The 26415-nt window shown below is 72.8% G+C and carries 21 protein-coding genes; 13 read left to right on the top strand and 8 right to left on the bottom strand.

Annotation, left to right across the window (positions count from 1 at the left end; genetic code table 11):
- Positions 1–105: 105 nt before the first annotated feature.
- From IDM40_RS18155 to IDM40_RS18145, 3 genes are read left to right on the top strand one after another with little or no spacing between them, the layout of a single operon-like run.
- Positions 106–1515, top strand: coding sequence for an MFS transporter (locus IDM40_RS18155; RefSeq protein WP_193123216.1), 1410 nt, complete (start codon positions 106–108; stop codon positions 1513–1515).
- Positions 1512–4220 carry a helix-turn-helix transcriptional regulator gene (locus tag IDM40_RS18150; protein ID WP_193123215.1) on the top strand — a complete coding sequence of 903 codons (2709 nt, stop codon included), beginning with the start codon at positions 1512–1514 and terminating at the stop codon, positions 4218–4220. The genes IDM40_RS18155 and IDM40_RS18150 overlap by 4 nt, the downstream gene beginning before the upstream one ends.
- Before the next feature lie 16 nt (positions 4221–4236).
- Positions 4237–5550 carry a benzoate/H(+) symporter BenE family transporter gene (locus IDM40_RS18145; RefSeq protein WP_193123214.1) on the top strand — a complete coding sequence of 438 codons (1314 nt, stop codon included), beginning with the start codon at positions 4237–4239 and terminating at the stop codon, positions 5548–5550.
- Between the two features lie 8 nt (positions 5551–5558).
- Here IDM40_RS18145 and IDM40_RS18140 read toward each other — a convergent pair whose 3' ends face one another.
- The gene (locus IDM40_RS18140; protein ID WP_193123213.1) at positions 5559–6266 is read right to left on the bottom strand and encodes a hypothetical protein; all 708 of its coding nucleotides are present in this window, start codon (positions 6264–6266) and stop codon (positions 5559–5561) included.
- 262 nt (positions 6267–6528) lie between these two features.
- Here IDM40_RS18140 and IDM40_RS18135 point away from each other — a divergent pair, with 262 nt between their 5' ends.
- The 3 genes from IDM40_RS18135 (at position 6529) to IDM40_RS18125 (ending at position 9795) form a co-directional block, all read left to right on the top strand.
- Positions 6529–7710 carry a beta-1,3-glucanase family protein gene (locus IDM40_RS18135; RefSeq protein WP_193123212.1) on the top strand — a complete coding sequence of 394 codons (1182 nt, stop codon included), beginning with the start codon at positions 6529–6531 and terminating at the stop codon, positions 7708–7710.
- Positions 7711–7837: 127 nt separating this feature from the next.
- A complete protein-coding gene (locus IDM40_RS18130) occupies positions 7838–8476 on the top strand; it encodes a pyridoxamine 5'-phosphate oxidase family protein (protein ID WP_193123211.1) in 639 nt (212 codons plus the stop codon).
- Between the two features lie 140 nt (positions 8477–8616).
- Positions 8617–9795, top strand: coding sequence for a PP2C family protein-serine/threonine phosphatase (locus tag IDM40_RS18125; protein WP_193123210.1), 1179 nt, complete (start codon positions 8617–8619; stop codon positions 9793–9795).
- A gap of 16 nt (positions 9796–9811) precedes the next feature.
- On the opposite strand, the gene IDM40_RS18120 is transcribed toward IDM40_RS18125, so the two are convergent.
- Positions 9812–10690 (bottom strand): ACT domain-containing protein, encoded by an 879-nt coding sequence (locus IDM40_RS18120; protein ID WP_193123209.1) that lies wholly within the window; start codon positions 10688–10690, stop codon positions 9812–9814.
- An 85-nt stretch (positions 10691–10775) separates the two neighbouring features.
- Complete coding sequence (locus tag IDM40_RS18115) at positions 10776–11816, bottom strand: methyltransferase (protein WP_193123208.1); 1041 nt, start codon at positions 11814–11816, stop codon at positions 10776–10778.
- Between the two features lie 131 nt (positions 11817–11947).
- Between IDM40_RS18115 and IDM40_RS18110 the strand changes: the two genes are divergently transcribed.
- The 3 genes from IDM40_RS18110 (at position 11948) to IDM40_RS18100 (ending at position 14837) form a co-directional block, all read left to right on the top strand.
- On the top strand, positions 11948–12463 hold the full coding sequence (locus IDM40_RS18110; RefSeq protein WP_193123207.1) for an NUDIX domain-containing protein: 516 nt from the start codon (positions 11948–11950) through the stop codon (positions 12461–12463).
- 608 nt (positions 12464–13071) lie between these two features.
- On the top strand, positions 13072–14313 hold the full coding sequence (locus IDM40_RS18105) for an amidase family protein (RefSeq protein ID WP_407940005.1): 1242 nt from the start codon (positions 13072–13074) through the stop codon (positions 14311–14313).
- Positions 14310–14837, top strand: coding sequence for an AAA family ATPase (locus IDM40_RS18100; protein ID WP_193123206.1), 528 nt, complete (start codon positions 14310–14312; stop codon positions 14835–14837). The genes IDM40_RS18105 and IDM40_RS18100 overlap by 4 nt, the downstream gene beginning before the upstream one ends.
- Before the next feature lie 22 nt (positions 14838–14859).
- On the opposite strand, the gene IDM40_RS18095 is transcribed toward IDM40_RS18100, so the two are convergent.
- The 3 genes from IDM40_RS18095 to IDM40_RS18085 all read right to left on the bottom strand — a co-directional run bounded on the left by IDM40_RS18095 (position 14860) and on the right by IDM40_RS18085 (position 17406).
- Positions 14860–15636: an enoyl-CoA hydratase/isomerase family protein gene (locus IDM40_RS18095; protein WP_193123205.1), complete on the bottom strand. Its 777-nt coding sequence runs from the start codon at positions 15634–15636 to the stop codon at positions 14860–14862.
- Positions 15637–15985: 349 nt separating this feature from the next.
- Entirely contained in the window at positions 15986–16681 is a 696-nt protein-coding gene (locus tag IDM40_RS18090; RefSeq protein ID WP_193123204.1) for a hypothetical protein, read from the bottom strand.
- A 68-nt stretch (positions 16682–16749) separates the two neighbouring features.
- Positions 16750–17406, bottom strand: coding sequence for a hypothetical protein (locus IDM40_RS18085; RefSeq protein WP_193123203.1), 657 nt, complete (start codon positions 17404–17406; stop codon positions 16750–16752).
- 762 nt (positions 17407–18168) lie between these two features.
- On the opposite strand from IDM40_RS18085, the gene IDM40_RS18080 reads away from it, so the two are divergent.
- Genes IDM40_RS18080 through IDM40_RS18065 form a run of 4 tightly spaced genes read left to right on the top strand, consistent with a single transcriptional unit; the run spans position 18169 to position 23718 of the window.
- Positions 18169–19773 carry a pyridoxal phosphate-dependent decarboxylase family protein gene (locus IDM40_RS18080; RefSeq protein ID WP_193123202.1) on the top strand — a complete coding sequence of 535 codons (1605 nt, stop codon included), beginning with the start codon at positions 18169–18171 and terminating at the stop codon, positions 19771–19773.
- Positions 19770–21230, top strand: coding sequence for a lysine N(6)-hydroxylase/L-ornithine N(5)-oxygenase family protein (locus tag IDM40_RS18075; protein WP_193123201.1), 1461 nt, complete (start codon positions 19770–19772; stop codon positions 21228–21230). Before IDM40_RS18080 ends, IDM40_RS18075 begins: the two co-directional genes overlap by 4 nt.
- Positions 21227–21841 carry a GNAT family N-acetyltransferase gene (locus tag IDM40_RS18070; RefSeq protein ID WP_193123200.1) on the top strand — a complete coding sequence of 205 codons (615 nt, stop codon included), beginning with the start codon at positions 21227–21229 and terminating at the stop codon, positions 21839–21841. The genes IDM40_RS18075 and IDM40_RS18070 overlap by 4 nt, the downstream gene beginning before the upstream one ends.
- The gene (locus IDM40_RS18065; RefSeq protein WP_193123199.1) at positions 21838–23718 is read left to right on the top strand and encodes an IucA/IucC family protein; all 1881 of its coding nucleotides are present in this window, start codon (positions 21838–21840) and stop codon (positions 23716–23718) included. The genes IDM40_RS18070 and IDM40_RS18065 overlap by 4 nt, the downstream gene beginning before the upstream one ends.
- 98 nt (positions 23719–23816) lie before the next feature.
- On the opposite strand, the gene IDM40_RS18060 is transcribed toward IDM40_RS18065, so the two are convergent.
- Positions 23817–24722 carry an arylamine N-acetyltransferase family protein gene (locus IDM40_RS18060; RefSeq protein ID WP_193123198.1) on the bottom strand — a complete coding sequence of 302 codons (906 nt, stop codon included), beginning with the start codon at positions 24720–24722 and terminating at the stop codon, positions 23817–23819.
- A gap of 25 nt (positions 24723–24747) precedes the next feature.
- Positions 24748–26271, bottom strand: coding sequence for an MFS transporter (locus IDM40_RS18055; RefSeq protein ID WP_193123197.1), 1524 nt, complete (start codon positions 26269–26271; stop codon positions 24748–24750).
- Between the last annotated feature and the right edge of the window lie 144 nt (positions 26272–26415).

Below are 26415 nucleotides of genomic sequence, written 5' to 3'. Positions count from 1 at the left end.
CCTGTTCCCCCTCCGTCGCCCTGACCCCGCTCGTCCCACCGGACCCATGGCATCCGGCGGCGGCTCAGCCCCGCCGCACCATCCCGCCCGCAAGGGAGACCACCCATGCCTGCTTCCCGGGAGACCGCCTCCGCGACCCCCGACACCACCTGGAAGAGCCCCCGCCACCGCAGCACGGTGCGCTGGGTCGTCCTCATCGCGGCGCTCGCCGTGCTCTTCGACGGTTACGACCTCGTCGTCTACGGGACCGTGCTTCCGACCCTGCTCGCCGACCCCACCGACCTGGGCGAACTCACGCCGGGCCAGGCGGGGGCACTGGGCTCATACGCACTCGTCGGCGTCATGGTCGGCGCTCTGACCGCCGGGGCCGTCGGCGACCGCGTCGGCCGGCGCCGTATGATGATCATCAACATCGTCTGGTTCTCGGTCGGCATGGGGCTGACCGCGATGGCCACGTCCGTGGTCGCCTTCGGCGTGCTGCGCTTCGTCACCGGCCTCGGTGTGGGCGCCCTCGTGGCCACCGCCGGCGCGGTCGTGGCCGAGTTCGCTCCGCCCGGCCGGCGCAACCTGTACAACGCGATCGTCTACAGCGGGATCCCGGCCGGCGGTGTGATGGCCTCGCTGCTGGCGATCCTGCTGCAGGAGGCGATCGGCTGGCGCGGGCTGTTCTGGATCGGCGCGCTGCCGCTGGTGATCCTGCTGCCCCTGGCGCTGGCCAAGCTGCCCGAGTCCCCGCGCTGGCTTCTCTCCCGCGGCCGTACCGAGGAGGCCGCACGGGTCGCCGAACGCACCGGGGTGCCCCTGCCCTCCGCGAGTGAGGACGCCGCCGAACGCGACGACGGCGGGCGTTCGGGCTTCGCGCTCCTGGCGAGCCGCCCCTACCTGCTGCCGACCGCCCTGCTGGGCATGATGAGCTTCGCCGGGCTGCTGCTCACCTACGGGCTCAACACGTGGCTGCCGCAGATCATGGGGCAGGCCGGGTTCGACACCCAGGGCTCCCTGGCGTTCCTGCTGGTGCTCAACGGCGGCGCCATCCTGGGCGCGCTCTACGCCTCCTACCGGGCCGACCGCACCCACCCGCAGCGCATCATCGCCGTCACGTTCGGGCTCGCCGCGCTCGCCCTGGTCGTGCTGACCCTGGGCCTGCCGGTGTGGATGCTGCTGGCCGCGGTCGCCATGGCCGGTGTCGGCACGATCGGGACCCAGGTGCTGGTGTACGGGTTCGTGTCGAACTACTACCCGACCTCGGCACGGGCGGCCGGCGTGGCCTGGTGCGCCGGGTTCGGGCGGCTCGGGGGGATCCTGGGGCCGCTGGTGGGCGGTGTGCTCATGGGCGCGGGGCTCAGCAGCGAGGCCTCCTTCTACGTCTTCGCGGGCATCGCGGTGCTCGGCGCCGCGGTCACGTGGAGCGTCCCCCGGGAGGCGCGGCGGGCAGCAACCGCGGCATCACCCGAGGTCATCGGGGCGGAGTCGGCCGCGAGCGGCGACAGCGCACCTTCTAGCCTGCACAAGTGAGTGAAACAGGACACCCGGTGACCACTCTGCGCCGACACGAACTCGACACCCTCAACGCACACCTGGCCACGGCACGCTCCGACCGTTCCCTGCTGGTCCTGCTCGAGGGGCCGCTGGGCTCGGGGCGGACCACCCTGCTCTCCCGCTTCACCCGGCAGTGCGGCGACGGGATCACCGTCTCCGTCTCGGCCCTGCCCTGGACCAGCGACAGCCCCTACGACCTGGCCGAACAGGTCCTGGACGCCCTTCCCCTCCCCGGTGCCGCCGGGGAGGCGGGGCGTCCCGCACCCTCGCCCCTGATGCTGGCCGAGGCCTTCACGACCGCCGACCGCCCGGTGACGGTGGTGGTCGACGACGCCCACTGGACCGACACCGAGTCCCTGCGCGCGCTGGTCACGGCGGTGCGCAGGGCCGGGTGCGGTCGGGTACTGGTCCTACTGGCGGCCGACGACGGGGCCGCCGACCTGTCCCCCGCGTTCCGAAGACTCCGCGACCGCCACGTCGACCACACCGTGCCCCTGCGCCCGCTGACCAGTGCCGAGATCCGCGACCTCGCCCACACGGCCGCGGGTGTGCACCTCAGCCCGGGCAAGGCGCGGCTGCTGCACGAACACACCGGCGGCGACCTGTCGTCGGTCCTGCGGATCCTGGCCGAGGCCACCCCGGACACGTGGCGGGACACCTCGCGGTCGCTCCCGGTCCCCGCGTCCGTGCACGCCGAGGTGCACGAGGCGCTGCACCGGTGCTCGCCCGCCGGGGCCGCCGCCGCCCGGCTGGTGTCGGTGCTGCACGAACCGGTGCGCTACGAGGACGTGCGCGACGTGCTCGGGGTGCGGGATCCGCTGCCCGGGTTGGACGAAGCGGTCCGGCACGGGCTGCTGCGGGTCGTGGACGGCACCGCCCGCACCTGTTTCCGGTTCGTCTCACCCATGGCCCGGGCCGCGGTCTACCGGTCGGTGCCGCCGGCCGAACGCCGCGAGCTGCACCTGCGTGCGGCCGCGGGGCTGGACGGGACCGACGCCGTCCTGGAGCACCGGGCGGCGGCCGCGCTCGGCGGGGACGAGGAGCTCTCGGCCGCCCTGCGCGACCGGGCCGGGGTCCACGCGGCCGCCGGGGAGTGGCCGACGGCGGCGCGCCTGTTCCTGACCGCCGCCGAGCTCACCGACGGCTGCGACACCCGCGACGCGTTGACCATCGCCGGGGTGGACGCGCTGGTCGGGTCGGCCGACATCCCCGCGGCGATGATGCACACCCCGATGCTGGAAGAGGTGCGCCCCTGTCCGTCCCGGGACGCCTCCCTCGGTTACCTCGACATCCACCGCGGGCGCCGGCGCGCGGCGCACGCGTCCCTGCACCGGGCGGTGGCGGCCCTGAACCCCGCCACCGACCCGGCCGGGTTCGCGTCCGTGGCCCAGCGGCTGGTGCTGCACTCCTTGTGCGAGTGGCGCCCGGAACGGCTCGTCCACTGGGCCGAACGGGTCCAGGAGACCGGGGAACCGGGCACGTCGCCGGTGGTGGAGGCGTGGGCGATCCGCACGCTCGGGCAGGCCATCGTGCACGGCGAGGGCGACGGGTCCCGCGAACGCCTGGTGGCCGAGATCGGGTCGGTCTCGGCCACGCACACCCAACGGTTCCAGATGGCCGCTGGGTGGGTGGCGCTGGCCATGGACGACCCGGTGCCCGCCCGCGGCCTGCTCGAGAGCGCCCTGCCCACGAGGGAGGGCGACGGCTCGGCCCGCATCTCCCTCTGGGCGGAGGCCTGGCTGGCCCGCACCCACTTCGTGCTGGGCGAGTGGGACGAGGCCCTGCGGGTGGTCGCGCGCGCCTCGGCCCGGTTCGAGCGCTACGAGCTGACCCTGCTGAGCCCGCTGCTGCACTGGACCGCCGCGCAGGTGCACGCGCTGCGCGGGGACCAGGCCGCCGCCGGGAACCACCTGCGGCGGCTGGACACCTCGCCGGAGGGGTACCCGATCCAGGTCATCCCCTCGGCGATGTGCAACATCCAGTGCGCCGCGGTGCGGGGCGACCACGAGGCCGTGCTGCGGGCGGCGCGCCCCCTGCTGGAGCTGTCGGAGAGCGTCGACTTCCACCAGCCCGGGTTCTGGCCCTGGCACGACATGTACGCGGACGCACTGGTGCTGGCGGGCCGGGTCGAGGAGGCCGACGCGTTCCTGCGCCCGCACGAGGAGCGTTCGGCTCTGGCCGGGCACCGTTCGACGATGGCCAAGCTCAGCGCGGCCCGGGGGCGGATCCACGCCGCCCGGGGCGACATCGACCAGTGCCGGAGGGCGTTCGAGCGGGCCCTGGAGCTCATCGAGGACATCCCCGTGCCGTACTACCGGGCGCGGATCCACTTCGGCCACGGCCAGGCCCTGCGCCGGGCCGGCAAACGGCGGGAGGCGGACGCGGCGCTGGCCTCGGCGCGGGAGATCTACGTGTCGCTGGGTGCGTCGGTGTACGTGGACCAGTGCGACCGCGAGTTGCGCGCGGGCGGGTTCAACCGGCCGCGTTCGGAGGACCCCACGAAGTTGACCGCGCAGGAGTGGGCGGTCACCGAGCTGGTGGCGTCCGGCATGACCAACCGGGAGGCGGCCGAGCGGCTGTGTGTCTCCGTCAAGACCGTCCAGTACCACCTGACCAGGATCTACGCGAAGTGCGGGGTGCGCTCGCGCAGCGCCCTGGCCGCGAAGTTCGCCGAGGCGTGAGCGGGGAGGAGCAGCGATGACGGCGCAGTCCGAGCAGGGCCGGGACACCCGCGGGTCCGGGCACGACCGGGCAGTGGGGTCCGATGGGGCCGGCGGCGGCTCGGCGGGAGGGGGCCGGCCGCGGTTGCTGGAACGCCCCGACCGGCGGCCGCCCTCCCCGCGCAGGGTCCTGGCCGACCTGGGCCCGTCGTACGCGGCGTCGGCGGTCGTGGCCCTGGTCTTCTCGGCGACCGGACCGGTGGCCGTCATCTTCGCCGCGGGTTCGTCCGGCGGGTTGAGCGGGGCGGAGATGGCGTCGTGGATCTTCGCGGTCTTCTTCGTCAACGGCGTGCTGACCCTGGGCGTGAGCTGGTTCTACCGCACCCCGTTGGCGTTCTTCTGGACGATCCCCGGGACGGTGGTGGTCGGCAACGCGCTCGCCGGCGGCCTGCGGTGGAGCGAGGTCTTGGGGGCGCTGGTCGTGACCGGGGTGCTGGTCACGGTTCTGGGCCTGAGCGGCCTGGTGCGGTGGGTCAACGACGCGCTGCCGTTGCCGATCGTCATGGCGATGGTCGCGGGGGTGTTCCTGGACTTCGGTCTGGGGCTGGTGGGCTCGGTCGGGTCCCTGCCGCTGGTCGCGGTGCCGATGGTGGCGGTGTTCCTGCTGTTGTCGGCGCTGGGCCGGTGGGCGCGGTGGATGCCGCCGGTGCTGGGCGCACTGTTGGTGGGGGTGGCCGCGGTGGTGCTGACCGGGAGCGCCGGCGGTGCCCCGCAGACGGGCTCCCCCGTGGCCCTACCCCTGCTGCAGGCGCCCGAGTTCACCGTGCGGGCCCTGACGGAGCTGGTGGTCCCGGTGGCCATCACGGTGCTGGTCGTGCAGAACGGCCAGGGTGTGGCGGTCCTGCGGTCGGCGGGGCACCGGCCCCCGGTGAACGTGTCCGCGATCGTGAGCGGGGTGTGGTCGGTGGGTGTGGCCCCGCTGGGCGCGGTGTCCACGTGCCTGACCGGCCCGACCAACGCGCTGCTGGTCGCCACCGGTGAGCGGGCGCGCCAGTACACGGCGGCGCTCACGCTCGGGGTACTCGCGATGGTGCTGGGTGTGTTCGCCCCGGTCTTCGTCGGGCTGATGTCGGCGGCGCCCGCGGCGTTCGTGGCGGCGCTGGGCGGGCTGGCGATGCTGCGGCCGTTGCAGAACGCCTTCGTGGCCGGGTTCGGGTCGACGCACACGCTGGGTGCGCTGGCGTGTTTCCTGGTGACCGTCGCCGACGTGCAGCTGTGGAACGTGGGCGCCCCGTTCTGGGGCCTCGTCGTGGGCCTGGCCGTCTCTGCGCTGGTGGAACGGCGGGGGTGAACCCGCTGTCAGCGTGCGCGTTCGGAGACCCCCGGCGCCGCGCGGTCGCGGGGTTCGGGGTGGCCCGGCAACCCCTGTCGGCGGTAGAGCGCGGGCCGCACGCCCTCCCACGGGGTGGACTCCTCGAGCACCTCCAGCACCTCGACGTCCTCCCCGCGCACGAAGCACTCCCGCGAGGGCAGCCAGTAGTTCTCCAAGGAGGGCGGGACCCCCTTGACCCCGCTGAGCAGGCCCTCCTCCGCGTCCCAGAGGCCGTGGCGCGAGCGCAGCAGGACCCGCAGCTGCCAGTCGCGTCCGGCGGGCCCGGTCTGTCCCCACCGGGCGGCGCTGCGGTGCTCGGAGACCTGCGCGATGCGCCGGCGGATCTGCAGCACCTGGCGTCCCACCGCGGGGTTGCGCCCGTGCCCGCCCAGGGCACGCAGGTACCGCTGCTCGACCCCTTGGCGGGTGATGTTGGTGGCACGCGCGATCCGGCTCCAGGCGACCGGTTCCGGGCGTTCGCGCAGGGCGGCGAGGTGGCGGCGCTCAGCGGTGTCCAGGGTCTCGCGGAGTTCGTCGATGAGGCTCAGGGTGTCCAGCCGGTCGGCGTCGGAGGCCTCGACAGAGCTTCCCAACGCCACGACGTGCACGAAGTCGTCCGCGTGGTGGGGGTAACGCGCGTCGAGGCGGCGGCTGGCGGCCGAGCGCAGGTGTTCGGCGGGCAGGGGTCGGGGCACGGCTCCTCCAGGTCCGGGAACACTTCGCGGGGGGCGATTCACACGCTACGGCGCGCGGACCTGCCCGTTCAGGCGTTTCGTCGAACTCGCCCTTCCGGGTGCGGACTTCCCCGCACTCCCCAGGACATTCGGGACGGGGTGTCACCCCTGTGTGAGCTGGGGACTCGTGAAGCGCTCAGATCTCTTGCGTTACACGGGTTGACGCCGAGTAATTGGAAATCTAGTTTTCAGTTTCCTGTTCTCCCGACACGAGGAGCCCCGCATGATCGAACGCCGCCTCTTCCTCGGAGGGACCGCGCTCGCCGCCGGCGTCCCCCTGCTCGGCGCCGCCGGGTGGTCCGCCTCCCGGGCCCGTCCCGCCTCGGCTCGTACGCGCACGCGCAATTCGGGAGCGCTCCCGGTGAGCTTCACCAACGACTCCGGGCGCTACCCCGACGACGAGATCCTGCTGTACATCGTCGGTACGGACCTGACCACCGACGAGCACTGCTGGGTGGACTCCGACGGCACGCCCCACCCGGTCAGCGAGGACGACAACACCGACGACGGGTACACCGACTACTCCATCCCGCTGGACTCGGTGCCCGACGACATGACGCTCCCCTTCATGTCCGGGCGCATCTACATCGCGCTCGGCGGCAAGCTCGGCATCCGCATCGTCGCGGACGGGGACGGCAACCCCGCGCTCCAGCTGCCGTCGGGCTGGGTGGAGGACGAGCCCGGCTTCGACGTGCTGCACGACTCGGTGGAGTTCACGCACAGCGAGGACGGCATGTTCTGCAACACCACCATGGTCGACCAGTTCAGCGTGCCCATCGGGATCGAGCTGGCCGGGCAGGAGGACCACGCGACCGGGTTCTTCGTCCCGGGCGGGCGCGACGCCGTCTTCGAGACGCTCGCCGGCGACGCCGACTTCGGCGACCTGGTCTTCGACGACCTGCGCGTCATCGCCCCCGGCCACGGCCTCGGGGTGGGACGGTTCGACGGTTCCTACTACGACCCCTACGTGGACCGGGTGTGGGAGTACTACGCCGACACCGACCTGGTCGTGACCACCAACGCCGGGACCTTCACCGGCAGGGTCGAGGGCGACGAGCTGGTCTTCGACGGCGGCGTGGCCCCCATCGCCCGCCCCTCCACCGCCGACGTGCTGTTCTGCGACGGCGCGCTGGACGCCCCCAACGACGGCATCACCGGCCCGGTCGCGGCGATCGTGGGCGCGGCCCTGAACCGCTCGACCCTGCTCGACCACTCCGAGCAGCCCACCGACGACCCCGACGGGTTCTACCTGGACGAGGTCACCAACCGGTACGCGGCCGTCTTCCACGAGAACACCGAGGACGGAAAGGCCTACGGGTTCGCGTTCGACGACGTGGAGGACTTCGCCTCCTACGTCCAGGACCACGGGCCCAGCGCCTTCGCCGTCACCCTCACACCCTTCTGATCAGGGACCGGGCCGCCGGACCGATGCGCCGGCGGCCCGGCCGCGCTCATAGGATCGTGCGGGACGGGGCGGACCGCCCCGCACGAACGCACGGGACCGGGCCGGGGCGCCGGTGCCGGAAAGGAACGTGATCGACGTGGACGTCTCCGGGCTCCGGGCCGTGAAGGACCACACCCAGCTGCGCGAACTCGTGGGCGAGCCCGCGCCCGTCGTCGTCGCCAAGGACCGCGGGTACCTGGACGAGCACGGGCTGGCCTTCCTGGAGCGCAGCCCGTTCGTGCTACTGGCGACCTCGGGTGCGGACGGCACCTGCGACGTCTCCCCGCGCGGTGAGGAACCGGGTGTGTTCCGCGCCCTGGACGCGCACACGGTCGCCATCCCCGACCGGCCCGGCAACCGCCGTGTGGACTCCCTCGTCAACATCGTGGACAACCCCCGGGTCGGGCTGTTGTTCTGCGTGCCCGGCACCGAGGAGACGCTGCGGGTGAACGGCACCGCGACGATCGTGGTGGACGAGGAACTGCGGGAGAGCTTCGCGGTGCGCGGGCGCGCGCCCAAGCTGGTGCTGGTCGTGCGCGTGGAGGAGGCGTTCTTCCACTGCGCGAAGGCGTTCCGGCGTTCCTCGCTGTGGGACCCCGCGACCTGGCCCGACCGCTCGGAGCTGCCCACGCTCGGGCAGGTGCTCAAGGACCTCGAGAAGAGCCCGGAGCCGGTCGAGGCCATCGACGCGGCGCTGGAGGCGGAGAACCGGGCCGCCCTGTACTGAGCCGGGAGCGTACCGAGCCGCCCCGGGCACCCCGATCAGCCGGGCGGCCTTGTCCGCTCTTGGCCGGGACCTCCGTGTCTTCGTGCAGCCCGCCGGGTAGGTCAGCCGACGCACTCGCCTCCACCGGCTCGGAGGGCGTCATGGCAACCGACCTGAGCAGGATCGACAGCGTGGTGTCGACCCTGGCGCGCGACAGCACCTACATGACATTCGAGGCGATCCCGTCCGCCCTCGCCGACGGCGCCGAGCGGGCCGGACTCCACGGGGTGCGCCTGTACCTGGGCGACCGACAGCAGCGCACCCTGAACGAGGTGACGGGCGACAGCAGGGGCGCCGGCCTGGACGGGGAACGGCTGCGGGTGGACGGCACCGTGGCGGGTCTGGCGTTCATCCAGACCCGGGTGGTCCGGGTGGGCTGGGAGCCGCGCTTCTGGGTCCCGATCATGAACGGGAGCGAACGCCTGGGGGTACTGTACGTGCACCGGGCCGATCACCTCGACGAGGAACCTCTGTACCGGCTGGCCGCGATCGCCGGGCTCCTGGTGGTCGACAAGCGCCCCAGCAGCGACTCCTACGCGCGGTTGATCCGCACCCGCCCGATGTCGGTCGCCGCCGAGATGCAGTGGACGCTGATGCCGCCCAACACGTTCGCGACCGACCGGGTCACGCTGTCGGCCACGACAGAACCGGCCTACGACAACGCCGGGGACTCCTTCGACTACGCCGTGTCAGGCGACATCGCGCACATGGCCCTGTTCGACGCGATGGGCCACGACAACGCGGCGGGGCTGCTCGCGAACCTGACCGTGGGGGCGTTCCGCAACGAGCGGCGGCGCGGCACCGAGCTGTCGGAGCTGCCCGCCGGGGTGGAGGAGATCCTCACCGAGGACTTCGTGCGTTCGAGGTTCACGACCGGGATCATGGCTGAGCTCGACACGGCGAGCGGCGAGTTCCGGTGGGTCAACTGCGGTCACCTCCCGCCCGTGCTCCTGCGCAAGGGCGACCGTGTGATCACCCTGGAGTGCGAGCCCACCCACCCGTTGGGCATGAACTTCGGGGTGCCCGTGACCGTGTGTCACGCACAGCTCCAACCCGGGGACCGGGTCCTCATGCACACCGACGGCGTGACCGAGGCACGGGACTCCCGCGGGGAGGAGTTCGGGATCGACCGTTTCGTGGATTTCATCGTGCGCCACGAGGCCGACGGGCTGCCTGTGCCCGAGACGCTGCGCCGCTTGGTGCAGGCCGTCCTGGCCCACCACGACGGGCAGCTCGAGGACGATGCGACGGTCCTGTTCTGCGAGTGGCACGGGCGGTAGGAGGGGCGCCGGCCCGTCAGGGCGTGCGGCGGGAGGCGCTGTCGGCGGGCAGGGGTCCGGTTCCCGTCGCGCGGGTGAGCACGTCGACGAACGACTGGGCGCGGGCGAACTCCAGGGACGTGAACGGCAGGTCGGGGCGGAGCGCCACGAGGTGTCCGCCGTCGGCACCCCGCAGGCACAGGGTGGCCCCGCCGTTGCCCTCCCCCTCCATGTGCGCGGGCTCCTGTTCCCCGGGCCGGACCTCGGTGGCGCGCAGCAGGCGTGCGAGGGCCTGCGGCAGGGTCGAGGTCCCGTCGAGTACGCGTCCGACCAGGCGGAGGGTGTCGCTGGTGTCGTCGGTGAGGTCGTGCGGGGTCGCGTTCTGCAGCGCCCGGGTCCGCGCTCCCGCCCTGTGCACGGCGCCGCGCAGCAGGTGCGGGCCGACGTGGGAGGGGCTGAGTACGAGGAGTTCGTCGGTGACCTCCTCCCCGGCGGGATGCACCTGGACCGTGCGGATGTCGGCGCCGGTGCGGGCGAGTTCGTCGGCGAGGCGGGCCAGTCCCCCGGGCTGGTCGCTGACCTCCACGCGCAGGCGCCAGATCCGGCGCGGACCGGCGGCGTCCGGATCGTCGTGGGCGGCACGGTGGTCGGCCGAACGGGAGGCGTGGTGCAGGGCGCGTCGGCGGTGGTGGCGCCAGCAGCGGGTGGCCACGACCGCGAGGATGAGTGTGATGCCGACGGCGGCCAGGGCCCCGGCGGAGGAGTGTCCGAGCAGGAGGACGAGGGTGTGGGCGGCGGCGCCCGCGGTGAAGACGGCGGCGAGTTCGGCGAGCTCGGCCCACAGGGGGTGGCGGTCGTGGGTCGGGTGTGCGGTGTCGTCCGGACGGGTCCGCGGTGTTCCGGTGGCAGCGTCCATGGGCCCAGCATGGGGGACCGTCGTTATCGTCCGGTTACCGGATGTGAAGCCGAGGTGAGATCTGCGCAAAGCCGCGGGGCGTGCCTCATTCGGGGCGGCCGACGGTGAACTCGGCCAGGGTGATGCCGCGCCGGCTGTGGTCGCCGGCCAGGAACAGTCCCGCCCCCTCCGCCAGGTCGGAGAGCTCGGCCACCTCGCGTTCGCGGCCGTTGAAGTAGGCGAGCATGCGCACGTCGAGCTCGGTGACGGCCGCTCCCCCGCCGTACTCGGCCACCAGCACCGTGCCTCCGGGGCCTGCGGCCTCCGCGCAGCGGCGCAGGATCGCCAGGGCCGCGCCGTCGTCCCAGTCGTGCAGGACCCAGCAGAGCAGATAGGCGTCGTGGCCGGCGGGCAGCGGGCTGAAGAAGTCCCCGGCGACCGCGTCGCCCCGGTCGTCCAGACCGGCGTCCCGGAACGTCCTCCGCGCGGAGTCCGCTGCGCCGGCGAGGTCGAGGACGGTGCCGCGCAGCGAGGAGAAGCGGCCGAGGAGCTCATGCAGGAGGGTCCCGTCGCCGCCCCCGACGTCCAGGACGTGCCTCAGGGAACCCCACCCGTACATGCCCGCGAGGGTGCGCGCGTGCTCGGCCATGCGGGAGCCCATGACGCGCTCGAAGGAGGCCGCCAGTTCGGGCGAGGCGGCGAGGTCATCCCAGAACGTCGAGCGGAAGTACCGCCCGTAGGCGGACTCGCCCGTGCGCAGTGCCGGGGCCAGCTCGGACAGGCACAGGTCGGCGCGCCCGAGGGCCCCGTCCGCGGTGATCCATTCCCGGAGCGACCACGGGTGGTCGGAGCGCAGGGCCTCGCCGGTCGCGGTCAGGGCGAAGCGGTCGCCGTGGGCGGTGAAGAGTTCTTCGGTGACCAGGTGGCGGAGGACCCGTTCGAGGGATCCGGGTTCCGCCCCGACCGCCTCCGCGAGTTCGTGTGCGGTGCGGGGGCCGTCGGCGAGGTGGTCGGCGACGCCGAGGGTGGCCACGGCGCGGATCGCCATCGGGGTGACCGGCTCGGCCTTGTGCCACAGGCGCGCGGCGTCCTCGCGGCCCTGCGGCTCGCCGGTGGCCGGTCCGTGCATGTGGTGTTCCTGCGCCATGGGTCGCCCCTGTTCCCCGCGTGGCCGTGTCCTCGGACGTTATCCCGTCGGGTACCCGGTTGTCAGCGGACGGTGGACCGCCGCCCTCCGGGCCCGTGCGATCCGGCTCCGGCGGGGGTAGGTCGGTAGGCATGGCACACACCGTCGAACACCGCGCCCGGGCCCTCCTGCTCGACGGGGACTCCCTGCTCCTCATGGAACGCGACCGCCCCGACCGTCCCGGCATCTACCACATCACCGTCGGCGGAGGGGTGGAGCCCGGCGACCCGACCCTGACCGACGCGCTGCACAGGGAGGTGCGCGAGGAGATCGGCGGGGAGCTGGAATGGGCGGTCCCGGTGCACGTAGTGGTCGAGCGGCACCCCGGTCTGGTGCGGATGCAGCACGTCTTCGCCGCGCGGCTGGGGGCGTGGGACTTCGCGCTGCGGTCGGGGCCGGAGTTCGACCAGCCGTCGAACGGCCGCTACACCCCCGTGCACGTGCCGCTCACCCCGGAGGCGGTCCGGGCGACCGCGCTCGAACCCCGCCAGTTGCGGAATTTCGCCGCCGAGCACATGGACCTGTTGCGCGCGTGGACGGCCTCCCGCACCGCGCCGGGTTCCCCATTCCCCGGTGCCCCCGCGGTGTCCCGCGGCGGCGCCGCGTGACCGTCGAACCGACCGGGGCCCGGAACCACCAGAAGGCCCGGCCGGAGGCCGAGCCCTCCACATCGCACCGGGCGTCGGAACCGGCCGCCGGTGCCCGAGCCCCCACGAGGCCCTTCGAGCACCCGGCCACGAGCACACGAACGTCGCGAACTTCCCGAGCGCCGAGCCACCACATCGACCCGCCCCGCCGGGATGGCCCGCACGGGCCCTCCCGGAGCAGCCCCCGCGGTGTCCCGCGGCGGCGCCGCGTGACCCTTCGCCCGCAGAAGCCCAGTGCCCCGAGGGCACAGCCGGAGGCCGACGGCTCCACGCCGAGCGCGCCCCACCCATCCCGGTCCGAGCCCGGAGAACCCGGCCCCGGGAAAGGCCGGGCCGACAGGCCCTGCCTCGAGCGCATGACGCCCGAGGAACCAGAAGGTCCGGCCGGAGGCCGGGCCCCGACATCGATCCGCCCCACCGGGGCAGGCCCGTACGGGCCCTCCCGGAGCGGCCCCCGCGGTGTCCCGCGGCGGCGCCGCGTGTTCGCATGGAACAGAAGGAACCCCCCGGTCCGGACCGGCCCACGGGGCCGGCGACCGAGACACCCCCGAGGAGGCCGAGTGGACCCAGTGGACCGAACGGACCGAATCGACCACGCCCCCCGAGTGCCCCGGCAGGCCCAGCCGACCGGAACGGCCGAAGGACCCGCCGGCGGCGTCGGCGTCCCGGTGGACCTGCCGGACGCGGGCACGCTCGCGCGCCGTATCGCCCGCGGCGAGGCGAGCGCGACCGGCACCGTCCGGGACGCGCTGGCGGCCGTCGAGCGCACCTCCCACCTGCGCGCCTTCACCCAGGTGTGGGCGGAGGAGGCCCTGGAGCTCGCCACCCGCATCGACGCCGCCCTCGCCCGCGGCACCGACCTCCCGCTGGCCGGGGTCCCCTTGGCCGTGAAGGCGTCGGAGGGCACCGACTCCCGCCAGGCGCAGGCGCTCATCGCAGCGGGTTCGGTCCCGATCGGTTCCACGTCCGTACCAGGCCCCGGAACCGAGTGGAAGACCTGGGGCCGCACCGACGCGGGCCCCACCCTCAACCCCTGGGACGGCGACGCGGTGCCCGGCGGCTCCTCGGCGGGCTCGGCGGTGGCGGTGGCCGCGGGCGCCGTGCCGTGGGCGACCGCCAGCGACGGAGCCGGGTCGACCCGCATCCCGGCCGCCTGGTGCGGGGTGTCCGGCTACAAGCCGACCACCGGCCTGCTCCCCGCGCGTGACCGGGCGGGCCTCACCGTGGGCGGGCCGATCGCGCGCACCGTCGCCGACCTGGAGCTGTACCGCAAGGTGGTCCTGGGCGCGCGCCCCGCCCCGCCACCCACGCGGATCCGGGTGGCGTGGTCGCGCACGTTGGGCTTCAACGACCCCGACCCCGAGGTGGCCCAACTCGCCGAACAAACCCTGCACCGGTGGGCACGCGCCTCCGACGCGGTCGAGGCCGTGGACGCCCGTGTGGAACTCACCGATCCGGCCGATTCCTGGTTCGCCCGGCGCGGGGACGGCGACGTGCAGGACCACGACCCCGTGGACCGCCGCAACACCCGGGCCCTCGCGCAGCTCTTCTCCGGGTTCTCCGGCGCGGACCTGTTGGCGACGCCGACCACACCCAACCCGCCGCACCCCCATTCCGGCCCCGGCGAGGTGATGAGCGTGGGGTTCACGTGGTTGTTCAACCTCACGGGACACCCCGCGGTGAGCCTGCCGGCCGGGCGCACCCGGCGCGGCCTGCCCGTCGGCCTGCACCTGGTCGCACCGCACCACGCGGACGCGGCGCTGTTGTCCGCCGCGCGCGACGCCGAACGCTGCGCGGGCCCCGCAACGTGAACGCCGCCGAGGGGTCGTGCCTCGTCGTCCTGCGGGGCAACTCCGCCTCCGGCAAGAGCACGACCGCTCATGCCCTGCGCGAGGCCCACGGGCGCGGGATGGCCCTCGTCGAACAGGACCACCTGCGCCGGACGTTGTTGTGGGAGAAGGACCGCCCGGGAGCGGCCAACATCGGTCTCATCGACCTGACGGTGCGCCACGCGCTCGCCCACGGCTACCACGTCGTGCTCGAAGGGATCCTCCGCGCCGACCACTACGGCGCGATGCTCACTTCACTCGCGCGCGACCACCCCGGCCGCACCCGCGCCTACTACTTCGACCTGCCCTTCGACGTGACCCTGGAACGGCACTCGAACAAAGCCCTGGCGGCGGAGTTCGGCGAGCCCGTGCTCCGCCGCTGGTGGCGTCACCACGATCTGGTTCCGGGCCTCGGTGAGACCACGATCGACCGCCACTGGACCGTGGAGGGGGCGGTCGCCCGCATCCTGCACGACTGCGGCCTCCACGCACTCCACGACCCGTGACCGCGGGGCGGTGACGCCCGGGTCAGGTGCCGGTGAACGTCGGGGTACTGCGGTCGAGGGAGGCGGCGACGCCGGCGCGGTGGTCGTCGGTGCTGATGAGCGCGACCTGTTCGGCCGCCTCGCGTTCCATGGCGGCCGGCAGCTGCGCGCGCAGGTCGGCGCGGAGGGTGGCCTTCATGGAGCGCACGGCGAGGGGCGCGGACGCGGCGATGCTGCGGGCCTGCGCGAGGGCGGCCTCGAACACGGCGCCGGCGGTGTCCTCCTCGGTGAGGTGGTCGGCGAGGCCGATGGCGCGCGCTTCGGTGCCGGTGATGCGGCGGGAGGTGTAGAGCAGGTCGGCGGCGTTCTGCTCGCCGACCAGGCGCGGGAGCGTGAGGCTGATGCCGAATCCCTGGTGCAGTCCGAGGCGGCCGAAGTTGGCGTGGAACCGGCTCGAGGGTGCGGCCACGCGGAAGTCGGCGGCGCAGGCCAGGCCGAGCCCTCCGCCGACGGCCGCGCCCTGGACGGCGGCGATCACGGGGACGGGCAGGTCGAACAGGCGGCGCCCCTCGGCGTAGATGGCGCGCAGGCTCCGGTCGGGGGTGTCGCCGACGCCGGTCCCGGAGAAGTCGAGGCCGGCGCAGAAGTTCTTGCCCTCGGACGCCAGGACGAGCGCGCGGCACTCGGGGGAGGCGGCGGCCTTCTCGGCCTCGTCGGCCAGGCCCCGCAGGAGGCCGAGGTCGAAGTGGTTGTGCGGCGGCCGGTGCACCCGCAGGACGCCGACGTGTCCGTCGAAGCGCACGGACAGTTCCTCGCTCATGGGTCGCTCCCCGGGTCGGTGGTGGAACGGAACCGAGGTTACTGGGTGGTAGTCCGGCGGCCGCGGGCGGGCATGACGAAGGCCCCTCCCGCAGGAGGGGCCCCGGCCCGGCTCGGATGCCCCGTAGGGCGCGTGTTGTCGCTGCACGCTCTCCGCCAGGCAAAAGCCACCATACGCGCCCGTTCCGGACCCGGAACACGGAGGGCCGCGACGGGCCGCTCCGCGCGCGGGCGCGCAGGCCCGGGGTCGCCCGCACAGCACCGCTTCCGGCGCGCGGGAAACTCCGGAAGATTCTTCGGGGACGGGGTTTCCGGTGGCGTCGTGTACCGGAACCCGGCCCCGCCGAGCATCAGCGCATGTGCACCAGGTGCGCCGGCAGCCCCGCGAGCGGCGGCGCCTCCGGAAGCCCCTCCGCGTCGAGCCCCCACAGGTGCTCGACCAGGCCGTAGGTCAGCCCGATCATGTCGACGGGGGCGAGGGCGGGCAACCGCAGTACGAGCGCGTCGCCCCGGCGCGGCCGCCCCACCCACAGGTCGGTCGCGGCACGGTCGGCGTGCACGGTGAGCCCAAGGAGGTCGAAGGGTTCGTCGGCACGCCGAGACCACGCACCGGACGAGGAGGACAGTTCGTCGAGCAGGAAGGCGTGGCGCTCGGCCGGCCCCGCCTCGGCCCCGGGGTCCCAGAAGACCGTCCCGTGGTCGGCGGGGGCGGGTTCAGCCGGCCCGTCCGCGCGCAGGGCGGCCAGGAGGGCGTCGGGCCCCGGCTCGGGGGCGCACTCGAAGCGGGTCTCGGGGTGACCGTCGCGCGAGACGGTGATCCGGGGGCGAACCGCGAGCGAACGCGCCCCACCCGGGGCCGCCCCCGATCGATCCGGGCCGGCCCCGGGTCCAGCGGGGTCCGCCCCGGCCAGGTCCACCCTGCTCAGCAGGGACCCGGGGTTGGCACGCTGCAGCCCCGCGAGGTCGAAGAGCAGGGGCGCCCACCACGCTGCGGCGGGCCACCGGCGGGACCCGGACACGGCCCGCCCCGACTGCTCGTGCTCCATCGCCACTCCTCCCGTCGGGGGCGCGGCCGCCCGGCCGCGCCCCCGTGGTCTACCCGGCGGCACTCGCGTCAGGCAATGATGTTGCGGACCCAGTCCGGGCAGTGCCCCTGGACCCCGTCACAGTAGGACGTCACCACACCGAAGGGCGCTCCCCTGGCGTCGCGGAAGTTCACCACGGTCGTCGTGGGCTGCGTGTCTACGACTTCGCAGAAGAACCACCAGCTGCACTCCACCTGGAGCACGGTCGTGCTGTAGGTGTAGCTGGTCCCGGACTGGTGCTCCTTCTCGAGGCCGTCCGGGCTCTGGGTGAAGGCGCGGACCGCGTCCGTTCCGAGGTTGTGCTTCTGCTCGACCTTGTACTCGCCGAACCCGGTGTCGCCGCCGCTCCACCGGCCGGCGCGCATGGTGACCTCGTCGCCGTCGACGTCGTTCCAGCTGTCGACGATCTCGTAGGGGTTCTGCTGGGCGGTGTCGTCGGCCGAGGCGCCGTCCTCGCCGGTCACCGCGGCCTCGATGTCCTCGGGGGCGAACCCGGCGTCCTCGAGCTCCTCGAAGTCGAAGCGGCCGTCGGTGGGGAGTTCGCCGGCGTCGACGACGGCGAAGGTGACGCTCTGCCCCTCCTCGAGCGTCGAGGGGGCCTCCTGTGCGGTGGCGGTCGGGGCGAGCGCGACCAGGAGGAATGGCGCAGCGGCGATCCCTGCCAGGAATTTTTTGGTCCAGTTCACGATCTCAACTCTCCTTGAGTGGGGGTTTTCGGTGAACCGGGAATCAATCTAGACAGAACCGGAGAAAGAAAACAGCGAACGGCCGGGTTCGGCCATGAATTCACCCCGCAATGACCTCACGCCAGAGGACCGAAACCCCGGAACATCGGGCCATACCGCTCACCATCGACAGCCGAAACGGCATGGAGAACTGACCCATGTCCACATCGGGCCAACCCCGGAATCGACACCCGATACCGAAACCCAGGAAGGTCGCAATAAAACCCTACCCCACGGGGAACCCCATTCCGAATTTCCGGCCGAGAAGAAAGAAAGGCACCGCTCCGAATTCCGGAAACCATCGCACCGCACCCCGGCGCCGCACGGCCCACCCCCGCACACCCCGGACCCGCGCCGCCCCGAGCGCCCCGCCGCCACCGCACGGTTGTCCGCCGGCCCCGTGATGTGGGTCGCATTCACCACGGATCCGAGCCACTCGGACACCCGGCTGCACGCAGTCGAGCGAGCCTCCGAACACATTCAGTGATCATCTCCCCGCAGGTAAGCCCGCACACGCGCGTGAGACCGAGGGGGAAACACTACTGAAGGTGATCACGGTGGAACGCAGTGCCCCATACCGGCCACTGTACGAACCCTGGGCTTTAGGTTAGCCTTCCCTTGGTCCGGACGTCCCCGCCCGCACCCCATGTGTTCGCTCTCCCCCTCATGCCCGCATCCGGCCCACGGATGCATCCGGCATGCCCGCAATCAGGAGGACCTTCCATGAGCTCGCTCGCGCGGTCCGTCGAGGACCCGCACGCCGCAGAGCCGGCCGATCCGCCGGACCCGGCCCCGGAGCACCTCGCGCAACTGTTCGACGCCGGCAGTGCTGAGCACTACCACGACCTCACCCGCGAGGCCTCGGGCCGCGTCGCCCGCAGAGTGGCCGCCGCAGAACAGCCTCTCACCGGTGCCACCGCCGAGGACCTGCGCCCCGGCATGGAAGCGGTTGACCTCGACCGCCCGCTCGGCGACCCCGTCGCGGCCCTGGACGAGCTCGAGCACCTCTACCTCGACGACGCCGTCTACTTCCACCACCCCCGCTACATGGGGCACCTCAACTGCCCGGTGGTCCTGCCCGCGCTCATGGGCGAGTCCGTGCTCTCCGCGGTCAACTCCTCCCTCGACACCTGGGACCAGAGCGCCGGCGGCACCCTCATCGAGCAGCGCATGATCGAGTGGACCTGCGACCGTATCGGGTTCGGGTCCTCCTCCGACGGGATCTTCACCAGCGGCGGGAGCCAGTCCAACCTCCAGGCCCTGCTGCTCGCCCGCAACGAGGCGCACGAGCGCGAGGACCCCGACGCCCGCCTGGCCGACCTCATCCCCCGGATGCGCGTCCTGGCCTCGGAGGTCGGCCACTTCAGCGTCGCCAAGTCGGCCGCGCTCCTGGGCCTGGGTTACGAGTCCGTGGTCTCCGTCGCCTGCGACGACCGGCGCCGTATGCGCCCGGACGCCCTGGCCGCCGAGCTCAAGCGGTGCCGGGCCGAGGGGCTCCTCCCCATCGCCGTGGTCGCCACCGCCGGCACCACCGACTTCGGCAGCCTCGACCCCCTGCCGCAGATCGCCGACCTGTGCTCGCGCAGCGGTGTGTGGATGCACGTGGACGCCGCCTACGGGTGCGGCCTGCTGGTCTCGCGCCACCGCCACCTGCTCAGCGCCATCGAGCGCGCCGACTCGGTGACCGTCGATTTCCACAAGTCGTTCTTCCAGCCGGTCAGCTCCAGCGCCGTCCTGGTACGCGACGGCGTGACCCTGCGCCACGTCACCTACCACGCGGACTACCTCAACTCCCGCTCGGACGGCAGCACCCCGATCCTGTCGCCCAACCAGGTCGACAAGAGCCTGCAGACCACCCGCCGTTTCGACGCGCTCAAGCTCTGGCTGACGCTGCGTGTGATGGGCGCCGAGGGCATCGGCGAACTCTTCGACGGGGTGCTCGACCTCGCGGTGCAGGGCTGGCAGCTGCTCGACCAGGACGAGCGCTTCTCGGTCGTGACCCGCCCGACACTGAGCACGCTGGTCTTCCGGTGCGCGCTGCCCGGGGTCGACGAGGACCTCGCCGACGCCGCCAACCGCTACGCCCGCGAGGCGCTGCTGGACTCCGGTGCGGCCTTCGTGGCGCGCACGACCGTCGGCGGACGCCCGTACCTGAAGTTCACGCTGCTCAACCCCAAGGCCACCGTGGACGACATCAGCGAGGTGCTCGACCTGGTCGCCGGACACGCCGAGCGGTTCGTCGCCGAGCACGGTGCACCCGCCCCCGACGCCCTGTCGGCCGCGGACGCGGAACCGACCTCCACCTCGACCCACGGGAGTGCCCAGTGAGTGACAGCCCCCGCACCCCCGATACCCCCGATACTGCCGACACCGCGCAGAAGGTGTACGACTTCGCCGCGATCGGCGTGGGCCCCTTCAACCTGGGCCTGGCCGCCCTGAGCGACCCCGTCGCCGAGCTCGACGGGCTGTTCCTCGACCAGAAGCCCGAGTTCGACTGGCACAGCGGCATGATGCTGGAGGACGCCGAACTCCAGACCCCGTTCATGTCGGACCTGGTCACCCTGGCCGACCCCACCTCGCCGTTCTCGTTCCTGAACTTCCTCAAGGAGAACGGGCGGCTCTACCCCTTCTACATCCGCGAGCGCTTCTATCCCCTGCGCGCGGAGTTCAACGACTACTGCCGCTGGGTCTCTCGCGGGGTCGGCGACAACGTCCGGTTCGGCCGACGGGTCGAGTCGGTGGAGTTCGACGACGGGCGCGCGCTCTACACCGTGCGCAGCACGGAGACGGCCACGGGGCGCACGCACACGGACCTGGCCCGCCGCCTGGTGCTGGGCACCGGAACCCCGCCGTACGTGCCGCCGGCCTGCCGCGACCTGCCGGGCGACGCGGTGCACAGCTCCGGGTACCTGTACGCCAAACAGGACCTGCAGAAGAAGGACAGCATCACCGTCGTGGGCAGCGGCCAGAGCGCCGCGGAGATCTTCTACGACCTGCTGCAGGAGGCCGACACCCACGGCTACCGGCTGAACTGGGTCACCCGTTCGCCGCGGTTCTTCCCGCTGGAGTACACCAAGCTCACGCTGGAGATGACCTCGCCGGAGTACGCCGACCACTTCTACTCGCTGCCCGAGCACAAGCGCGAGGAGCTGGTCGCCTCCCAGAAGAACCTGTACAAGGGCATCGACTCCGACGTCATCGACGCGATCTACGACCTGCTGTACCAGAAGAGCCGGGTCGCGGCCCCGCGTGTGCGCCTGATGACCAACACCGAGGTCACCGGGGTGGACCACGACGAGCAGGCGTACCGGCTGGAGCTGCGCAACTCCGATCAGGAGCGCGACTTCGCCTTGCAGACCGAGGGGCTCGTGCTCGCCACCGGCTACCGGTACCAGGTCCCCGACTTCCTGGAGCCGATCGCCGACCGCCTGGCCTGGGACGGCCCGGGACGGTTCGCGGTGCGCCGCGACTACCGGGTGGACCTGGCCGCGCACGAGGGCGGGCCTTCCGCAGAGGGCGCGGGCGACGGCGGGGCCGGTGCGGTCTACGTGCAGAACGCGGAACTGCACACGCACGGCTTCGTCTCCCCCGACCTGGGAATGGGCGCCTACCGCAACTCCTGCATCCTGCGGGGGATGCTCGGGCGCGAGCCGTACACGGTGGAGCGGTCCATCGCCTTCCAGGAGTTCGGTGCACCCGGCAGTTCCGGCGCCGGGACCTGGGAGGGCGAGGACCTGACCCCGCTGCCCGCCGACGACGCTCCTCTGGAGGCCTCGAACCGATGAGCGAGACCACGCACGACGGCGCCGCGGTGTTCACCCGGGACGACCCCCACCTGGGCCGGTTCACCGTCCGCCCCGTCGACCCCGACACCGACGTGCCGCTGCTGCACCGGTGGCTGACCCACCCCAAGTCGTCGTTCTGGCTGATGAACGGGGCGAGTGAGGAGGACGTCGACCGGATGTTCCGGACCACCGCCGCCTCCGAGCACGAGCACGCCTACATCGGCGAGTGGGAGGGCGAGTCCCGGTTCCTCGTGGAGCTGTACGACCCCGCCCACACCGAGCTCAAGGACGCCTACACGGTGCGCTCGGGCGACGTGGGCATGCACTTCCTGGTCGCACCGACCGACAGCCCGGTCTCCGGGTTCACGCGCTCGGTCATCACCACGGTCATGGAGCTGGTCTTCACCGACCCCTCCGCCGACCGGGTCGTGGTGGAGCCGGACGTGCGCAACGGGCCCGTGCACGAGCTGAACGCGGCGATGGGGTTCCACGTCGACCGCACGGTGTTCCTGAGCGAGATGGACAAGGACGCCTACCTCAGCTTCTGCAGCCGGGAACAGTTCGCGGAGGCCACCGCGACCGACACGACGACGGGAGGGGAGCGGCGATGAGCGTCAGCACCCACGACGAACACGACCCGGCCGGCCTCGGCGCGGACGACCCGCGCACGGCCGCAGTCGGCCCCTACGGCGCCGCACCCCAGGACGCGACCGCGCACCTGGACCCCGAGCTGTGGGGGCGCGCCAACCGGCTGCTGGTGCGCAAGGCCCTGGCGGAGTTCACGCACGAGCGGCTGCTGCGGCCGGAAGCCGCCGGTGAGGGCCGGTACACGCTGAAGAGCGACGACGGCGGCATCGAGTACCGGTTCACGGCCCGGGTCCGGGCGCTGGACCACTGGATCGTCGACGCCGACAGCATCGAGCGGGTCCGCCGCGGTGGCGAGGCCCTTGCGGTGGACGCCCTCGACTTCATGCTCGATCTGCGGGACACGCTCGGCCTCAGCGAGGAGGTGCTGCCGGTCTACCTGGAGGAGATCAGCAGCACCCTGGCCGGAAGCGTGTACCGGATGGCCGACGGGCAGCTGGGCTCCCCCGAGCTGGCCCGGGCCGGGTTCCAGGCGATCGAGGCCGGGATGACCGAGGGCCACCCGTGCTTCGTGGCCAACAACGGGCGGCTGGGCTTCGGCGCCGGCGAGTACCAGGCGTTCGCGCCCGAGACCGCCGCTCCGGTGCGCCTGGTGTGGGTGGCGGCGCGCCGTGCGCTGACGACCTTCACGTGCTCGGAGGACCTGGACCGCGAGCGGCTGCTGGTCGCCGAGCTGGGACCGCAGGTGCTGTCCTCCTTCGACGCGCAACTGCGTGACCTGGGGCTGGACCCGGCCGACTACCACCTGATCCCGGTGCACCCGTGGCAGTGGTGGAACCGGATCTCGGTCACCTTCGCCGCGGACGTGGCCCGCCGCGACCTGGTGTGCCTGGGGTACGCCCCGGACGAGTACCGGGCCCAGCAGTCGATCCGGACCTTCTTCAACACCTCCGCGCCCGAGCGGCACTACGTCAAGACGGCGCTGTCGGTGCTGAACATGGGGTTCCTGCGCGGGCTGTCGTCGGAGTACATGGAGGCCACGCCCGCCATCAACGACTGGCTGACCGAGCTGGTCGCCGGCGACCCGATCCTGGCCTCGACCGAGGTGGAGATCCTGCGCGAGCGGGCCGCCGTCGGGTACCGCACCGACCACTACGCGCGGGCCGCGACGAAGGGTTCGCCGTACCTGAAGATGCTGGCGGGGCTCTGGCGCGAGAGCCCGGTGCCGCGTCTGGCGTCGGGCGAGCGGGTGGCGACGATGGCGTCGCTGCTGCACACCGACGCCGACGGCCGCCCGCTCGCGGCCGAGTTCATCGCGGAGTCGGGCCTGGCGCCGACCGACTGGCTGCGCAGGTACCTGGACGCGTACCTGGTGCCGCTGCTGCACTCCTACTACGCACACGACCTGGTCTTCATGCCGCACGGTGAGAACGTCATCCTGGTGCTGCGCGACGGGGTGCCGCAGCGGGTGCTGCTCAAGGACATCGCCGAGGAGATCGCGGTGATGAGCGAGGACGCCGAGCTGCCGGAGGCCGTGGAGCGGATCCGGGCGGAGGTGCCCGAGGACATGCGGTTGCTGTCGCTGTTCACGGACGTCTTCGACTGCTTCCTGCGGTTCCTGAACGGGATCCTCGCCGACGAGGACCTGGTGAGCGAGCAGGAGTTCTGGGCGACGGTCGCGGCGTGCGTGACCGACTACCAGGCGTCGGTGCCGCAGCTGGCGGACAAGTTCGAGCGCGATTCTCTGTTCGTGGACGAGTTCGCGCTGTCGTGCCTGAACCGCCTGCAGCTGCGCAACAACAAGCAGATGGTGGACCTGCAGGACCCGGCCGGGGCCCTGCAGCTGGTCGGCACCCTGGAGAACCCGCTCGCCCGGTTCCGTCCGGGCGACGTGTCCCGGTAGGCGCGCTGGGAGGGGCCCGTCAACGGCGACGGGCCCGGGTCGCGGCCCCGTGGGGGGTGGTTCAGGTCCCCACGGGGCCGTTTCTTGTGTCCGGCGGCTCAGCCCGGCACCGTCTCCCCGGTGTCCTGCCCGGTCTCCGGTTCTCCGGGCTCCTGCCGGGTCTCCGGGGCCTCCTGCGGAGAGGACAGTCCGGCGACGGCGGCGTGCAGCCGCTCGTGCCGGTCCCGGGGCACACCGAGGCGGTCCAGCCACACGCCGAGTTCGCCCTCCTCCAGGTCCCGTTTGGCGGTCTCGGCGCCCGGCCGCCGTACGGTGACGGTCCCGTGGGTCAGGGTCACGTGGCTGCCGTCGCCGGGATGGCCGGCCACGATCAGCATGGACCGGAACGACGAGTCGGGGTGGCCGCTCACGTAGTGGTTCCCCATGTCCACGTCGGCGGGGCGTACGAGGAGTTCGTCGGTGGTGTGCTGGCGTTCCCACGTCCCGCGCGTCCACCGCTGCAGCTCCCAGGAGACCGTGCCCTCCTCGACGACGCGGCGCACGCGGTGGGTCGTGCCGGCGTAGGTGTCCTGCGCCCCGTCGCGCAGTTCGATCGTCCGCAGCAGCCCGGATCCGTAACCCGGGTCGGCCAGCAGCCGCCGCCCGTCCAGCAGGACCTCGACGACCATGTGGGCCCGCGGCGCCTCGCCGGGGTCCCCGACCCGCCCCAGCCGGCGCCGCACCTCGTAACCGAGGCGTTCCAGGGCGGCGGCGAGCAGGGTGCCGTGCTCGAAGCAGTACCCGCCGCGCCCCTGTTCGAGGAACTTGCGGCCCACCGAGGCGAGGTCGGTGCGCGGCCCCTCCCCCAGCAGCACGTCGATGTTGTCGAAGGTGAAGGCGCGGACGTGGGCCTCGTGCAGGCGGTCGAGGGTCGCGCGGTCGGGGGTGCGCGCGTCCACACCCAGGCGGTCCAGGTAGGCCTGCAGGTCCAGTTCAGCCGTGTTCCAGCGGTCCTGGTGCGTCATGATCGGTTCCTTCCCGTGGATGCGGTCAGTGCGTGTACTCGGTGCCGCGCAGGCGTAGCGCCACGACGACGGCGAGGGCCGCCCCGGTGAGGCCGGCGGCCACGAAGGTGGTCTGGGTGGCGAGGGTGAAGGCCGGGCGCACCGCCTCCATGAGGGCCTGGCCCGCCTCCCCGCCGAGGCGTTCGGCGACGGCCGCGGCGGCACCGACGCTCCCCTGGGCCGACTCGGCGTCGGCGGGGTCGAGCCCGGCGGGCGCGCCGGTCTCCAGCACGGCCCGGTAGACGGCGATACCGAGGCTCCCGATGAAGGCCATCCCGGCGGCGTTGCCCAGGCCGGCGAAGACGTCCTGGACCGCGGTGGCCGACCCGGTGTGCTCCTCGGGTGCGGAGGTGATGAGCAGCTGCGAGGCCGTGGTCATGAAGACCGACCCGGACACCGTCATGACCGTGATGGCCGCGACCAGGCCGATGGGGTCGTGCACCCCGAGCGGCGCCACGGCCGCCAGCGCGCTGAGCCCCATGAGGACGAGCGTGCCGGCGAGGGCGGGTGCCGGGCTGACCAGGCGCTGCACGACCGGGGTCAGGAGGGTGCCCAGGATGCCGCCGGCGGCGGGGCCGAGCATGAGCAGGCCCACCTGCAGGGCGCTCATCCCCACGACCACTTGCAGGAGCTGGGTGACGAACATGTCGGTCGCTCCCATCCCCACCGAGGCGGCGAAGAGGACGACCACCAGCACACGGAACACCTTCGGGGTGAACAGGCTCAGCGGCACCAGGGGATGTGCGCTGCGTGCCTGCCGTCGCAGGAAGAACACGACCAGCACGGCCCCGGTCAGGGTCGAGAGCGCGGGCAGGGGCGCAAAACCGCTGTCGGCGGTCTCCTGCAGGCCGTGGACCAGGGCCATGACCATCGCGATGGACAGCACGACGCTGACCAGGTCCACGCGCACCGACGGGTCGGGGCGGTCGCGCGGGAGCAGGATCGGGCCGGCCAGCAGGAGCGCGAGGGCCGCCGGCACGTTGACCAGGAAGACCGAACCCCACCAGAAGTGCTCGAGCAGCAGCCCGCCCAGGGGAGGGCCTGCGGCGGCACCGCCGGTGAAGGCCGCCATGAAGACGGCGAAGGCGACGGAGAATTCGCGTGTGGAGCGGAACATCATGCGCAGCAGCGCGAGCCCCGCGGGGGTGAAGGCGGCGCCGGCGATGCCCAGGAGGGCCCGCGCGACGATGAGCATCTCTGCGGTGGCGGCGAAGGCGGCCAGGAGCGAGGCCGCCCCGTAGACGAGGACGGCGGCCAGCAGGAGCCGGCGGCGGCCCAGACGGTTGGTCAGGAGCCCGAACGTGATCACGCTGGCGGCCGACAGGAACTCGCCGATGTGCAGGATCCACAGCTGTTGGGCCCCGGTGGGCGCGAGGTCGGCGCTGAGCGAGGGCAGGGCCAGGAAGAGCACCGTCATGTCGGTGGCCAGCATGAAGATCGGCAGGGACATGGCGGCCAACCCCGCCCAGGCCCAGGGCCCGGCCCGTTCGGTGGTGTGCGCGGTGTGCATGGTCGCGGTTTCCCTTCCGGATCGTCGTCCGCGGTCCATGGGGTGACTGTGGCCGGTGCGGGTTCCGGAAGGGCTCCCCCGGGGTTCCGGTGGCCTGGGCGAGGACCGGAACCCGCCCGCACGCACGGTTTCCGGGGTCCGGTT

Origin of the sequence: Nocardiopsis coralli, assembly GCF_014892575.1 — a bacterium.
GTDB classification, from domain to species: Bacteria; Actinomycetota; Actinomycetes; order Streptosporangiales; family Streptosporangiaceae; genus Nocardiopsis; species Nocardiopsis coralli.
Note: the sequence above shows the minus strand (reverse complement) of the source record. Positions and strands in the feature narration are given on the sequence as shown.